Source organism: Streptomyces sp. NBC_00316, assembly GCF_036158715.1.
In the GTDB taxonomy this organism is placed as follows: Bacteria; Actinomycetota; Actinomycetes; order Streptomycetales; family Streptomycetaceae; genus Streptomyces.
This window is the reverse complement of sequence record NZ_CP108023.1, coordinates 6,305,342-6,319,527: the sequence shown is the minus strand read 5'-3', so window position 1 is coordinate 6,319,527 and position 14,186 is coordinate 6,305,342. Positions and strand designations below refer to the sequence as shown.

Sequence of the window (14,186 nt, the reverse complement as noted above, 5' to 3'; positions counted from 1 at the left end):
TCCGAACGAGAGCCCCTGGGCAGGGGGACGGTCACACCGTCCACCACACCGTGGTGTCCGCGGGCAGCTCGGCCTCGGCCCCGTCGGTGACGACGGGGTTGCTGGAGAGCATCACCTGACCGGGGACCGGGATACGGACCGGCCGGCCGGTCGTGTTGACGGTGCACACGAAGCCGGGGCGGGCGAAGGCCAGCAGTCCCTCGGGGGCGTCCAGCCACTCCACGTCGGTCCCGGCGCCGAGCCCCGGGTGCACCCGCCGTGCGGTGAGCGCGGACCGGTACAGCTCCAGGGTGGAGCCGGCCGTGCCGGTCTGGGCCTCGACGCTCAGCTCGCCCCAGCTGTCGGGCTGGGGCAGCCAGCTGCCTCCGGTGCCGAAGCCGTACGAGCTGCCGTCGCGGGTCCACGGGATCGGCACCCGGCAGCCGTCGCGGTAACCGTCCTGGCCTTCGGCGCGGAAGAACGACGGGTCCTGGCGGGCCTCGTCGGGCAGGTCCGTGACGTCGGGCAGGCCGAGCTCCTCGCCCTGGTAGACGTAGGCGGAGCCGGGCAGCGCCAGCATCAGCAGGCTGGCGGCGCGGGCCCGGCGCAGACCCATCTCGCGGTCGCCGGCGGTGCGGATCTGGGTGCCGAGGCCGGGCGGGTTGGCGAACCGGGTGGCGTGCCGGGTGACGTCGTGGTTGGAGAGCACCCAGGTGGTGGGGGCGCCGACCGGGCGCATCGCGTCGAGCGAGACGTCGATGACCTTGCGCAGCTCGGCTGCGTCCCAGTCGGTGGAGAGGTACTGGAAGTTGAACGCCTGGTGCATCTCGTCGTGGCGCACATAGTTCGCGGTGCGCTCGACGGTCGGGGTCCATGCCTCGGCGACGGCGATGCGGTCGCCGGGGTACTCGTCGAGGATGGTGCGCCAGGAACGGTAGATCTCGTGCACCCCGTCCTGGTCGAAGAACGGCATGACATCGTTTCCGAGCAGCTTGAGCTGGTCGTGGGTGCCGAGGTCGGGCAGGCCCTCGGCCTTGACGAGCCCGTGGGCGACGTCGACACGGAACCCGTCGACGCCCATGTCGAGCCAGAACCGCAGGATCGAGCGGAACTCGTCGGCGACGGCCGGGTGCTCCCAGTTGAAGTCGGGCTGCTCGGGCGCGAACAGGTGGAGGTACCAGTCGCCGGGGGTGCCGTCCGGGTCGGTGGTCCGGGTCCAGGCGGGGCCGCCGAAGATGGACTCCCAGTCGTTGGGCGGCAGCTCGCCGTCCGTGCCCTTGCCGGGGCGGAAGTGGTAGCGCTCGCGCAGTGCGGAGCCGGGGCCCTCGGCGAGGGCGCGCTTGAACCACTCGTGCTGGTCGGAGGAGTGGTTGGGCACCAGGTCGACGATGATCCGCAGGCCCAGGTCGTGGGCGTCCCGGATCAGCGCGTCGGCGTCCAGCAGGGTGCCGAACATCGGGTCGATGGCGCGGTAGTCGGAGACGTCGTAGCCCGCGTCGGCCTGCGGCGAGGCGTAGAACGGGCTGAGCCAGACCGCGTCGACACCGAGGTCCTTGAGGTAGGGAAGTCTGCCGCGTACGCCTGCGAGATCGCCCATGCCGTCGCCGTTGCCGTCGGCGAAGCTCCGTGGATAGACCTGGTAGATCACCGCGTCCTGCCACCAGCCGGTGCGGTGGCCCACGGCGTCGCCGGACGTGCCGGTGGAGGGGGCAGCGAGGTGCTGGGTCATGTCGTCCCTGAGGTGTCTGGGTGGGGAGCGGCGCCGGGACCGGGTCGGGGATCCGGCGCCGCCGAGCCTTGGTGCGTGCGGGTCGTGCGGGGTGGGGGGTGCGTCAGCCCTTGACTGCTCCGGCGGACATGCCGGTGACCAGGTGGCGCTGGGCGAAGAGGAAGACCAGCGCCGCGGGTATCGCAATGAGCACGGACGCGGCGGTCATCGGCCCCCACTGGGCTCCGTACTGGTTGACGAACTTCTGCAGTCCGCCGGCGAGGGTGAGGTTCTCGTCGCCGACCATGAAGGCGGATGCGTACGCCACTTCGCCCCAGGCGGTGATGAAGGAGTAGAACGCGGTGACGGCGAGGCCGGGCTTGGCGAGCGGCAGGATCAGCCGCCAGAACGTGCCGAACGGGGTGAGGCCGTCGACCTGCCCCGACTCGTCGATCTCGCGCGGGATGGTGTCGAAGAAGCCCTTCATCATCCAGGCGCAGAACGGCACCGCGATGGTGAGGTAGGTGATGACGAGGCCGGCGGGCTGGTTGAGCAGACCCAGGCCCGACATGATGTTGTAGATCGGCACGATGAGGACGGCGACCGGGAACATCTGGGTGATCAGCAGCGTCCACATCAGCCCGCGCTTGCCGGGGAACCGGAAACGGCTGACGGCGTAGCCGGTGGTGGCGGAGACGAAGACGCCGAGGACGGTGGTGAGCCCGGCGACGACCACGGAGTTTCCGAACCAGGTCAGGAACTCGGTGTCCTTGATCAGGTTCGTGTAGTTCTCGAAGGTCGTTTCCTTGAAGAAGTCCGTCGTCGTCGCGTACGCGGCGGGCTTCAGCGAGGTCAGCAGGACCCAGAGCACAGGGAACACGGCGATCACGGAGGCGACGATCAGCGTGAGGTGCAGTCCGACGGAGGCGAGCGGCGAGCGCTCGCCGCGCAGCCGGACCTTGCGGGCCGAGTGGCGCGCTGCCGGAGCGGCGGAGCGGCGTGCGGCGCGGGCGGGGGCGGTGGTCACCAGTTATCTCCCTGCGTGCGGAGGACTCGCCGGTAGACCGCGGCGAAGAGCATCAGGAGTACGAGGATCAGCACGCCCCAGGTGGAGGACTGCGCGAAGTCGCGCGGGCTGATCTCGAAGGAGAACTTGTACGCCTGGGTCACCAGGATCTGGGTGGCCTCACCGGGTCCGCCGCGGGTCAGCAGGAAGATCACCGGGAACATGTTGAACGTCCAGATGGTCGACAGCAGGATCACCGTGGTGGAGACCGGACGCAGCCCGGGCAGCGTGATGTGGCGGAACCGCTGCCAGGCGGTGGCGCCGTCCATCTCGGCAGCCTCGTACTGCTCGCTGGGGATGGACTGCAGGCCGCCGAGCAGGGCGACCATCATGAACGGCACGCCGAGCCACACGTTGACGGCGATGACCGAGAACTTCGCCCAGGTGGGGTCGTTGAGCCACGGTATGGAGTCGATGCCCGCACCGGAAAGGATCTTGTTGAGCAGCCCGCGGTCCTCGTTGTAGAGGAAGCGCCAGGCGAAGACGGAGACGAAGCCGGGGATGGCCCAGGGCAGGATCAGCGCCATCCGGTAGGCGGAGCGGCCGGCGATCCGCCGGTTGAGGATGTTGGCGAGGGCCATGCCGAGGGCGAACGTGATGCTCACGCAGGCGACCGTCCACACCAGGGTCCACCCGAGCGTGCCGAGGAACTGGTTCCCCGTGAGCGCGTCGGCGTAGTTGTCCAGGCCGACGAACTTGTACGTCGCGGGCAGGTGGTTGACGCCGATGGACCGTTCGACATTGCGCTCATTGGCGTCGGTCAGCGACAGGTAGACGCCGCGGACCAGCGGGTAGCCGATGATGACGCCGATCACGACGACGACCGGGGCGACCATCGTCCACGCGTACCAGTGGGTCGACAGAGCGCGCCGGAGCCTGCTTCGTGGTGGGGTACCAGTACCGCGGCTCCGGCCGCGGGCGACATCGTCGCCCGCGGCCGTTGCCACCGACTGGCTGGTGTGGACAGCCATCAGTCGGCCTGCCTTTCTGGTTACTTCCAGCCCTTGAGGAGCTTGCGGTAGGAGTCACCGGTGGCCTTGGCGGCCTTCTCCGGCGTGGTCTGGCCGGTCAGGACCTTGGTGTACTCGGTGACGAGCGGGGCGAAGAGGCTGCCGGTCTCGGGGATCCAGGGACGCTCGACGGCGGTCTCGACGACCGGCTGGAAGAAGCTGACGATCTCGTTGTCGACGACGGCCTCCTCCGAGTAGGCGGAGGTACGGGTCGGCAGGAGGTTCAGCTCCTTGGTGACCTGGGCCTGGGTCTTCGTGGACGTCATGTAGTCGACGAAGGCGTAGGAGGCCTCGAGGTTCTTGGAGCCCGCGTAGACGGCCAGGTTGTGACCGCCCTGCGGGGCGCCCTGCGCGGTGGAGCCGGCCGGGACCGGGGCGACGCCCAGGTTGGCCTTGTCCTGGAACTCCTTGCCGGCGTAGGTGTCGGCGACGGCCCACGGGCCGTTGATCATCATGGCGACCTTGCCGTCCTTGAAGGACGACTGCATGTTCTCCCAGCCGTCGGTCGCGTCGGTCTTGGCCGCACCGGAGTCGACGAGGTCCTTGACGACCTTCATCGCCTTGACGCCCTCGGGGTTGTCGACGGTGACGGACTTGGTGGACGCGTCGACGAGGTCGCCGCCCTCGCCGTACAGGAAGGACAGGAACCAGTACGCGTCGTCGCCGCGCAGGTACAGGCCGGTCTTGCCGGTCTTGTCCTTGATCTTCTTGGAGACGGTCTTCAGCTCGGCGACGGTGGTGGGAACCTCGACGCCGGCCTCCTTGAAGATCTTCTTGTTGTAGAAGATGCCCATGGAGTCGATGACCTGCGGCACCGCGTACGTCTTGCCGTTGTACTTGGTGGAGGCGGCGGCCTGCTTCAGGAAGTCGTCGGCCTTCTGCAGGGCGGGGGTGCCGTCCAGCGGCGCGAGGTAGCCGAGGTCCGCGAACTCGGGGGTCCACGCGACCTCGGAGCGGATCACGTCGGGGGCGCCGGAGCCGGACTGCGCAGCGTTCTTGAACTTGTTCTGCGCCTCACCGAAGGGCACGTTGACGTACTTGACGTCGACCTTCGGGTGCTCCTTCTCGAAGCCTTCGGCAATCTTCTTGAAGACCTTGTCCTCGCTGCCCGCGGTGGACGTGTCCCACCACGTAACGGTCCCGGAGAGCTCGCCGGAGCTCTTGCTCGAGCCGTCGGACTTGTCATCGCTGCCGCAGGCGGTCGCCGCGAACGCCAGGGCCGCGACCAGGGCGGTGGCCGTTATGCCACGTCGCATCTGAACTCCTTCAACTGCCGTACCGCTCCATCGCGGCGCCGGGTCGACGAGAACGTAACAAGGATGAAAGACGACCGAAAGAGTTTGCGGAAGATTTCTGCAAGCTTCGCCGATCGTTACATTTGCGTGTCCTCACGGTTGCCGTCAAGCCTCTTGACGGAACCGCCCCGCCCCTGGCAGGGGAAGGCGCAGGCCATGCTTTCACGGCGCGACGGTCCGATTGCGGTGCGCACATCGGACCCCGCAAGGACTTGCAAGATGTTGCGGCGGCACTGCCGGGGAGGCCGGCGCCCGTACCTGCGGCCGGTCACCGCCACCCCCCGGAGAGCACAGCAGTCGCCCGATTCCCGTGCATGGTGGGCAATCCGACATACGCCCGGTACAGTCCACTCCCATGACCGCACGGCTTGCCGATATCGCAATTCAGGCGGGGGTCAGCGAAGCTACGGTCAGCCGCGTACTGAACGGCAAGCCAGGTGTTGCTGCAGCCACCCGTGAATCCGTCCTCGCCGCGCTCGACGTCCTCGGCTACGAACGGCCGGTACGGCTGCGCAGGCGCAGCGCGGGGCTGGTCGGGCTGATCACGCCCGAGCTGGAGAACCCCATCTTCCCGGCGCTCGCCCAGGTCATCGGCCAGGCGCTGACGCGGCAGGGCTACACGCCGGTGCTGGCGACGCAGACGCCCGGTGGTTCCACCGAGGACGAACTCACCGAGATGCTCGTCGACCGTGGCGTCTCCGGCATCATCTTCGTCTCCGGGCTGCATGCCGACACCTCGGCCGACATGCAGCGGTACGAGCAACTGCGCGCCCAGGGCGTGCCCTTCGTGCTGGTCAACGGTTTCTCGCCGAAGGTGCAGGCACCTTTCATCTCCCCCGACGACCGGGCGGCGATGCGGCTCGCGGTGACGCACCTGGTCTCGCTCGGCCATCAGCGGATCGGTCTCGCGGTCGGGCCCAAGCGCTTCGTCCCCGTGCTCCGCAAGATCGAGGGCTTCCACTCCACCGTGCAGGAGCAGTTGAACCTCACCTCGGACGAGGTGGAGGTGCTGATCCAGCACTCGCTGTTCACCCTGGAGGGCGGCCAGGCGGCCGCCTCGGCGCTGATAGAGCGCGGGTGCACGGCGGTGGTCTGCGCGAGCGACATGATGGCGCTCGGCGCGATCCGGGCGGCACGACGGCTGTCGATGGAAGTACCGCGCGATCTGTCGGTCGTCGGCTACGACGATTCGCCGCTCATAGCGTTCACCGATCCGCCGCTCACCACGATCCGCCAGCCGGTGACGGCGATGGGCCAGGCCGCGGTGCGCACCCTCCTCGAGGAGATCGGCGGCACACCGGCCCCGCACAGCGAGTTCGTCTTCATGCCGGAGCTGGTGGTCCGCGGCTCCACCGCCGCGGGTCCCGGTCCCGACCCGGCCACCGCAATCCCTACGGAATCAGGGTCGCACGCCCGCCCGTAGGGTGCATGATGTGCAGCCGGCACCCGATCGGAGGATGATCGGGCAAAGGCACGTATCTGGCAGGATCTACGCCTATGGGTGAGTTGAGCGTGAAGTCACAGGAAGGCCGAACGGCGGCCACCCCGTCACCCATCCAGGACGAGGCGGACCCCGAGGCGAAGCGGGACAGGCTGGCGGGGTTGCGTTCACTGCGGTCGCCGCGCCGGCCACGCGTGTGGTTCGAAGTCCTGCTGATCGCGGTCAGTTACTGGCTCTACTCGCTGGTGCGCAACGCGGTCCCCGAGCAGAAGGCCGCCGCCCTCAGCAACGCCGACCGGCTCTGGTCGACGGAGAAGATCCTGGGCATCGCCGTCGAGCAGTCCGTCAACCACGCCGTGAACTCCGTGACATGGCTGATCGTCTCGATGAACTACTACTACGCGACACTGCACTTCGTCGTCACCATCGGTGTGCTGGTGTGGCTGTTCCGTTTCCATCCCGGCCGTTACGCGGCAGCGCGCCTGGTGCTGTTCGCGACCACCGGCGTCGCGCTGCTCGGGTACTACCTGTTTCCGCTGGCGCCGCCGCGTCTGATGAACGGCGGGCACTTCATCGACACCGTGCTGGTGCACCACACCTGGGGTTCGATGGCCTCAGGCAACTTCAAGAACATGTCGAACCAGTACGCGGCGATGCCGTCGATGCATATCGGCTGGTCGCTCTGGTGCGGTCTGACCGTCTTCGCACTGGCTTCGGCTCCCTGGGCCCGTATCGCCGGACTGCTCTACCCGACGGTCACCCTGGTCGTGATCGTGTCGACCGCGAACCACTTCTGGCTGGACGCGGTGGGCGGCATGACCTGCCTGGCGTTCGGGTACGCGGTGTCGTACGCCTGGTACGGAGCGCTGCCGCACCACCTCCAGAAGCGGGTCGCACCGCCCGCGCGGGCCAGGCTCTCGGCTCTCGGCCCGGGCGGGCCGATCCGGGTCCGCCGGCCGGCCGCGGCCACGGAGGCACCCGCGCGTCAGTGAGCGCCCCGCCGGGGGGCTGGGCGCCGAAGACCCCGGACCGGACCGGGACCGGACTGCGTCGCCCCTGCGGGGCCGCCGCGCTCAGGATCCACGCCGTCACGCCCCGTAGAACCGCTCCTCCACCACCGCCCGCGCCCGCCGGGTGATCCGCCGGTAGTCGTCGAGCATGTCGCCCACGTGCCCCGGTTCGTACCCGAGGTAGCGGCCCACGGCCGTCAGCTCGCGCGGGCCCGACGGGAACGTGTCGCCGGGGCGGCCGCGTACCAGCATCACCGCGTTGCGGACCCGGGTCGCCAGCACCCACGCCTCGTCCAGGGTCTGCGCGTCCTCGGTCGGGATCAGTTCCGCCGCGCACGCCGCGGCCAGTGCCTCCCTGGTGCGGGTCGTGCGCAGGCCCGGCTCCGCCCAGCCGTGCTGCATCTGCATCAGCTGCACCGTCCACTCGACGTCGCTGAGCCCGCCGCGCCCCAGCTTGGTGTGGAGCGTCGGGTCGGCGCCGCGCGGCATCCGTTCGGACTCCATGCGGGCCTTGAGGCGGCGGATCTCGCGGACCGCGTCCTCGCCGAGTCCTTCCATGGGGTAGCGCAGCGGGTCGATCAGTGCGACGAAGTCGCGGCCGAGGTCCTCGTCGCCGGCCAGCGGTTCGGCGCGCAGCAGGGCCTGGCTCTCCCAGACCAGCGACCACCGGCGGTAGTACGCCTCGTACGACTTCAAGGTGCGCACCAGCGGCCCGCTCTTGCCCTCGGGCCGCAGATCCGCGTCGATGATCAGCGGCGGATCGGCGGTGGGCAGCTGCAGCAGCCTGCGCATCTCGGCGACGAGGGTGTTGGCGGCCCGGGCGGCCTCCTGTTCGTCGACGCCCTCGCGCGGTGCGTGCACGAACAGGACGTCGGCGTCGGAACCGTAACCGAGTTCATGACCGCCGAAGCGGCCCATGCCGATGACCGCGAACCGGGTGGGGAGGGTGTCGCCCCACTGTTCGCGTACGGCGGCGCGCAGGGCGCCGGCGATCGTGACGGCGTTCAGGTCGGTGACCGCGTTGCCGACCTGGTCGACGAGCGCGCCGTGGTCGGTCTCGGCGGGACTCTCCTCGGTGCCGTACGAGCCGATGAGGTCTGCGGCCGTCGTGCGGAACAGTTCGCGCCGGCGCACCCCGCGGACCACCGCGACCGCGGACTCGGCGTCGTCCGCCCGCCCCACCGCGGCCAGCACCTCCTGCTCCAGATGGCTGCGGCTGCGTGGAGCGAGCCCCTGCGGGTCGCCGAGGATCGCCACCGCTTCGGGGGCCCTCAGCAGCAGGTCGGGGGCGAGCCGGCCTGCCGACAGGACACGGGCGAGGTTCTCCGCGGCCGCGCCCTCGTCGCGCAGCAGCCGCAGGTACCAGGGGGTCTTGCCGAGCGCGTCGGACACCTTGCGGAAGCCGAGGAGCCCGGCGTCCGGGTCGGCGGAGTCCGCGAACCAGCCGAGCAGCACCGGCAGCAGGGTGCGCTGGATGGCGGCCTTGCGGGACACCCCGGACGACAGCGCCTCCAGGTGCCGGAGCGCGGCGGCCGGATCGGCGTACCCGAGCGCTTCGAGGCGAACCCCGGCGGCCTTCGCGCTGAGCCGGGTCTCGCCGGGCGCGAGCTGGGCGACGGCATCCAGCAGCGGCCGGTAGAACAGCTTCTCGTGCAGCCGTCGCACCACGGACGCGTGCCGCTTCCACTCCTGGTTGAGCTCGGTGAGGGGGTCCGTACGCATCCCCAGGGAACGCCCGAGCCGGCGCAGGCCCGGGTCGTCCTGGGGTACGAGGTGCGTGCGGCGCAACCGGTACAGCTGGATGCGGTGCTCCATGGCGCGCAGGAAGCGGTACGCGTCGTCGAGCTGCGCGGCGTCCACCCGCCCGACGTAACCGCCTTCGGCGAGCGCCCGCAGGGCCTCCAGGGTCGAGCCGCTGTGCAGGGAGGCGTCGCTGCGGCCGTGCACGAGCTGGAGCAGCTGCACGGCGAACTCGACGTCCCGCAGTCCACCGGGACCCAGCTTGATCTCCCGGTCGACCCGGTCCGCCGGGATGTTGTCGATGACGCGGCGGCGCATCTTCTGTACGTCGCCGACGAAGTTCTCCCGGTCCGCGGCCTGCCACACCAGCGGCGATACGGCGTCGACGTACTCGGCACCCAGCTCGGGGTCGCCCGCCACCGGCCGGGCCTTGAGCAGCGCCTGGAACTCCCAGGTCTTGGCCCAGCGCTGGTAGTACGCCAGATGCGAGGACAGCGTCCGTACGAGGGGCCCGTTGCGGCCCTCCGGGCGGAGGTTGGCGTCGACCGGCCAGATGGTGCCCTCGACGGTGGTGTCCGAACAGATCCGCATCATGTGCGCGGCCAGCCGGGTGGCACCCTGCACGGCCTTGCTCTCCTCGGCGCCGTCCAACGGTTCCGCCACGAAGATGACGTCGACGTCGGAGACGTAGTTCAGTTCGTGGCCGCCGCACTTGCCCATCGCGATGACCGCGAGCCGGCACACGGCGGCGTCCTCGGGGGCGGCCGTGCGGGCGATGGCGAGCGCGGCCCGCAGCGTCGCGGTCGCCAGATCGGCGAGCTCGGCGGCCGTCTCGGCGACGTCCGTCGTACCGCACACATCGCGGGCCGCTATGGCCAGCAGGCACCGGCGGTAGGCGACGCGCAGCGAGTCCGGGTCGTCGGCCTCGGCGAGTTCGTGCTCGAACTCGGCCACCCCGGGGTGCAGATCGGTGGCCTCGTACGTGACGAGCGCATGCCAGTCGCGGGGGTGCCGCGCCAGATGGTCGCCGAGCGCCTCGGATGCCCCGAGCACCCCGAGCAGCCGGTCGCGCAGCGGCTTGGCGGTGATGAGCGTGTCCAGCAGGGTCTGCCGCTCGGCGGCGTCCTCGGCCTCCACCAGACGGACCAGCCCCTGCAGCGCAAGATCGGGGTCCGCGGTCGCGCCGAGCGCGTCGAGCAGGACCGGATCGGTGCGCACGGACGACAGAGCCGGCAGGTCGAGCAGCCGTTCCGCGGCGGAGGGATCGGTGAAGCCGTGCCGCAGCAGTCGGGTGAACGTACTGCTCCTGCGCCCCGGCACCGTCGTCATTCCGTGCTCTCCTGCTCGCCGCCCGATCACTTTCCAGCCCTTCGAGCCTAGCCCCGCGCCGATGAATTCGGAGCGGGTGCGTGGTCCGCACTTCGCAGGCACGATCGTTTTCAGAACCCGCACAGGAGGGCGTCACCATGTCCGCAGACGCACCCGTCGCCGAGCTGCACCCCGACTACAGCGGCAGGACCGCGACCGCCCGTCCGTGGTCGGAGGCGGTCGCCGTGCTGACCGGGGCGGAGCTGTTCTGGCTGTCCACGGTCCGCCCGGACGGCCGCCCGCATGTCACGCCGCTGATCGGGCTCTGGTCGGACGGTGCGCTGCACTTCTGCACGGGCCCGTCCGAGCGCAAGGCACGGAACCTGGCGAAGAACCCGGAGGTCGTGGTGACCACCGGCAACAACACGCTGACCCACGGGTTCGACGTGGTGGTCGAGGGCAGGGCGGACCGGGTGACGGACGAGAACCGGCTGACCCGGCTGGCCGAGCTCTGGGAGGCGAAGTACGGCGCGGAGTGGCACTTCGAGGTCCACGCCGGTGCGTTCGCCAACGGTGCGGGCGGCCGCGCCGACGTGTTCCGGGTGGCGCCGCGCAGGGCGTTCGGCTTCGGCAAGGGCGAACCGTACAGCCAGACCCGCTGGCGCTTCGCCTGACCCCGGCGGCCGGGCGGGGCAGCCCGGCCGCCGGGCGGTTCAGCTACCGGTCGCGGTACCGGGTTGCGTGCCGATGACGACGGTCGCGTACAGCTCGTCCGAGGTGACCACCCGTGCGGTAAGCCCGCTGCGGGCGACGGTCTCCTCGGCCCGGGCCGCCTGGCGTTCGCTCGTCTCGACCAGCAGATGCCCGCCCGGTGCCAGCCATCGCGGCGCCTCGGCGGTCACCCGGCGCAGCACGTCGAGTCCGTCCCCGCCGCCGTCGAGCGCCACCCGGGGTTCATGGATCCGCGCCTCCGCGGGCAGGAGTTCGACGTCCCCGCTGGGTACGTACGGCACGTTGGCGAGCAGAATCCCGACGCGGCCGCGCAGCGAGGCCGGCAGCGGTTCGAAGAGATCGCCCTCGTACACCTCCCCCGCACCGGCGACATTGCGGCGCGCGCACCGCACCGCGGCGGGTTCGACGTCGCAGGCGTGCAGTTCGACCCGGCCCAGGGCGGCGGCCAGCGCGGCACCCAACGCACCGGAACCGCAGCACAGATCGACGACCACAGCAGGTCCGTCCGCACGGGACAGGAGGCCGACGGCCTGGTCGACGAGGAACTCGGTGCGGCGGCGGGGCACGAAGACGCCGGGGTCCAGCGCTATCCGCAGACCGCGGAACTCGGCCCAGCCGAGGACGTGTTCAAGGGGCAGTCCGGCCGCCCGGCGGTCGACCATGGCCGCGAGCTCGGCCGGCGTACCGGCCGTGGAGAGGATCAACTCGGCCTCGTCCTCGGCGAATACACAGCCGGCGGCACGAAGCGTGGTGACGATGACGGAAAAAGGAAGCGGTGACGGGAAGTCCGGCATGGAGCGGGCCTTTCGGAATGCCGATGGGCGCTCCGCGGTCACCTATACCGGTTCGACCACGCGATCGTGAGATGCGAGCACCCAGACTGACACAGCGGTAATGGGTCTCACCTCCTCGGTACGTCCCCGTGCTGGGGTCGGCAACACTACCCGAAGCACACCTGGGCGCCTGCCATGCGCCGTCAGGGGGTCAGGTGCGGCGCCCGCCGCGCCTTCGGCTGCGCTCGACGACGAGAGACCGCCGCTCGGCGCCGCACTGCCCGGCCCTCCGGCGCCCTGGCACCAGTTCGGACATTCGTCTCCGTCGATCCGGTCCCGTCGCACCGGTCCGAAGAGGCAGGAGCAACTGCACGATGTCCTGCCACGTGGTGGAGCAGGACGTGCGGGGTGGGCGGCCCGGCCCGTCAGGAGCAGGGAGCGCCGTCGCCGGGGCGGGTAGCGCCGGGGCGGGTGTTCACCGACCACATGTGCGTGCACTGCGGGCACTGAAGGTGGATGACCGGCCCCTTGTTGGAGATCAGATAGCGCCAGTGCTCACCGCAGTTGCGGCGGTCGGCGCAGGTCGCACAATGGCGGGCGTCGTCGCAGACGGGGCAGGCCACCCAGGCGCGACGGGCGGCGTCCGCCTGCGGATCAATGGGAAGCCGCACGACCCGGCTCCTCCCCTGACAGGACACCGGCCGCCACCAGCAGGTCGTAGGTGCGCTGCTGCTCGGCGTCCAGGCCCGAGTAGAGGAGGGCGTACGCCTCGTCCTCGCCCTTGAGGGCGGCCACCGGGTCCCAGTCGGGCCCGAGCGCGGCCACGACCTCGGCCCGTCGCCGGGCTTCCTCGAAGGTCAGGTCGATCGTGAAGGGTATGAGGCCGGTGGTGTTGTCCTGGTTCATGGCGAGACTTCCGATGTGCGGACAGATCCCCACCATCTGTACCAGGCACCGACAGCGGCGGGGAAGGGTGACCTAAGTCGCCCCGGGACGACGCCCCCGCCGCCCTCTCGCCGGCGCACTCGCGGATCGGCCGACGGGGGCGGGCCGTTGCCTGCACCAAGCCCCGAACGGCGGACGCGGCCCACTCACTGCACCGTGACGCACTTCACTGCCCGCCCCGCAAGGGGCACCGCCTCAAGGGCATCCCCGGGTACGGCCCGCCGCCCGCGCCCGCGCCGTCCGACGTTGCTCACCGGGCAGCCCCGGGGACGGCGGTGCGCACGGCTCCACAGGGGCTGGGGGCGGGCCGGCGTCCGCACGGCCCGCCCCCAGCACTTCTCCAGCACTCCGACCGGGGCCCGAGTGGTTCAGAGCGCGTTGATCGCAGCCGGCGCCCGCTCGACCCGGGCCAGGGCGCGCAGCAATGCCGCTTGGCCGTGCCGGCGGGCGGCGAGTCCGGCCAGCAACGTGAGCACGGGATCGAACGCAGTGGCCGAGAGCTCCGGAGCCGCGATTCCCACGCTGACGGCCAGGTCGTCCATGTGAACGGCGAGCTCCATCATCCGCGTCACGAGGAAGTCGTCGAGGCTCAGCGCCCACCCTGTCTGCGGCATGAAGACGACCCGGTCACCCCGGACCGGCGGAAGGGCGGCCTTCTGCTCGGCAAGGGTCGCGCGGGCGCGCTCCAGCAGCGCCTGTGGACCCTCGGAGGCGATGTCCTCACCGTTCGCCCGAATGCCGGAGTTCACCTCACCGTCAAGCGGTGCGTCGATCCACGCGGCACGGGCGTAGTGCTCGAGCAGCGGGATCGGCGCCTCCTTCGAGATGGGTTCCTGCAGGGCCGAGGTCACGCTGAAGACCTGGTACGCGAGATGACCGGCCAGACCGCCGACCGTCATCTCCGCCAACGCGCTGGACTTCGCCCATGAAGCAGCCACTTCTGGCGCGCCCAGCAACGTCACTGCCTGAGCTGCGGTGTCCAGGTACGCGTCTTTGAGATTCATCAAACCCCCATGATCGACCGGCCCGGTATGCGGGCCGGGCAACTGAGCGACACAGCGCTTGAGGAGTCACCCTGCCCGGAACCCGCTCCCGGTTTCACCACGAACACGTGATGCCCCAACAGGTTCCCGCGAGAACACCCCTCAGAATCCCGGAACCCGCCGGTTTCGCGCCCGG

General features: G+C 70.3%; 12 protein-coding genes. 3 read left to right on the top strand and 9 right to left on the bottom strand.

Annotated elements, in window-relative coordinates; genetic code table 11:
- Window positions 1-31: 31 nt before the first annotated feature.
- The 4 genes from OG878_RS28105 to OG878_RS28090 all read right to left on the bottom strand — a co-directional run bounded on the left by OG878_RS28105 (window position 32) and on the right by OG878_RS28090 (window position 5,019).
- Entirely contained in the window at window positions 32-1,708 is a 1,677-nt protein-coding gene (locus tag OG878_RS28105) for a glycoside hydrolase family 13 protein (RefSeq protein ID WP_328889355.1), read from the bottom strand.
- A 103-nt stretch (window positions 1,709-1,811) separates the two neighbouring features.
- Complete coding sequence (locus tag OG878_RS28100; protein ID WP_443049275.1) at window positions 1,812-2,717, bottom strand: sugar ABC transporter permease; 906 nt, start codon at window positions 2,715-2,717, stop codon at window positions 1,812-1,814.
- The gene (locus tag OG878_RS28095; protein WP_328889354.1) at window positions 2,711-3,724 is read right to left on the bottom strand and encodes a carbohydrate ABC transporter permease; all 1,014 of its coding nucleotides are present in this window, start codon (window positions 3,722-3,724) and stop codon (window positions 2,711-2,713) included. The genes OG878_RS28100 and OG878_RS28095 overlap by 7 nt, the downstream gene beginning before the upstream one ends.
- Window positions 3,725-3,744: 20 nt before the next feature.
- A complete protein-coding gene (locus tag OG878_RS28090; protein ID WP_328889353.1) occupies window positions 3,745-5,019 on the bottom strand; it encodes an extracellular solute-binding protein in 1,275 nt (424 codons plus the stop codon).
- Between the two features lie 394 nt (window positions 5,020-5,413).
- Between OG878_RS28090 and OG878_RS28085 the strand changes: the two genes are divergently transcribed.
- The gene (locus OG878_RS28085; protein WP_328889352.1) at window positions 5,414-6,481 is read left to right on the top strand and encodes a LacI family DNA-binding transcriptional regulator; all 1,068 of its coding nucleotides are present in this window, start codon (window positions 5,414-5,416) and stop codon (window positions 6,479-6,481) included.
- A gap of 74 nt (window positions 6,482-6,555) precedes the next feature.
- Window positions 6,556-7,491 (top strand): phosphatase PAP2 family protein, encoded by a 936-nt coding sequence (locus OG878_RS28080; protein WP_328889351.1) that lies wholly within the window; start codon window positions 6,556-6,558, stop codon window positions 7,489-7,491.
- Window positions 7,492-7,587: 96 nt separating this feature from the next.
- Here the strand turns inward: OG878_RS28080 and OG878_RS28075 are convergent, their stop codons facing one another.
- The gene (locus OG878_RS28075) at window positions 7,588-10,578 is read right to left on the bottom strand and encodes a bifunctional [glutamine synthetase] adenylyltransferase/[glutamine synthetase]-adenylyl-L-tyrosine phosphorylase (RefSeq protein ID WP_328889350.1); all 2,991 of its coding nucleotides are present in this window, start codon (window positions 10,576-10,578) and stop codon (window positions 7,588-7,590) included.
- Between the two features lie 137 nt (window positions 10,579-10,715).
- Here OG878_RS28075 and OG878_RS28070 point away from each other — a divergent pair, with 137 nt between their 5' ends.
- The gene (locus OG878_RS28070) at window positions 10,716-11,231 is read left to right on the top strand and encodes a pyridoxamine 5'-phosphate oxidase family protein (protein WP_328889349.1); all 516 of its coding nucleotides are present in this window, start codon (window positions 10,716-10,718) and stop codon (window positions 11,229-11,231) included.
- Between the two features lie 39 nt (window positions 11,232-11,270).
- Here OG878_RS28070 and OG878_RS28065 read toward each other — a convergent pair whose 3' ends face one another.
- The 4 genes from OG878_RS28065 to OG878_RS28050 form a co-directional block, all read right to left on the bottom strand.
- Window positions 11,271-12,083: a putative protein N(5)-glutamine methyltransferase gene (locus OG878_RS28065; protein ID WP_328889348.1), complete on the bottom strand. Its 813-nt coding sequence runs from the start codon at window positions 12,081-12,083 to the stop codon at window positions 11,271-11,273.
- Between the two features lie 404 nt (window positions 12,084-12,487).
- Entirely contained in the window at window positions 12,488-12,733 is a 246-nt protein-coding gene (locus OG878_RS28060) for a hypothetical protein (protein WP_328889347.1), read from the bottom strand.
- Window positions 12,717-12,968, bottom strand: a complete 252-nt coding sequence (locus OG878_RS28055) for a DUF6400 family protein (RefSeq protein WP_328889346.1) — start codon at window positions 12,966-12,968, stop codon at window positions 12,717-12,719. Before OG878_RS28055 ends, OG878_RS28060 begins: the two co-directional genes overlap by 17 nt.
- A 407-nt stretch (window positions 12,969-13,375) precedes the next feature.
- Complete coding sequence (locus OG878_RS28050) at window positions 13,376-14,011, bottom strand: maleylpyruvate isomerase N-terminal domain-containing protein (RefSeq protein WP_328889345.1); 636 nt, start codon at window positions 14,009-14,011, stop codon at window positions 13,376-13,378.
- Window positions 14,012-14,186: the final 175 nt, after the last annotated feature.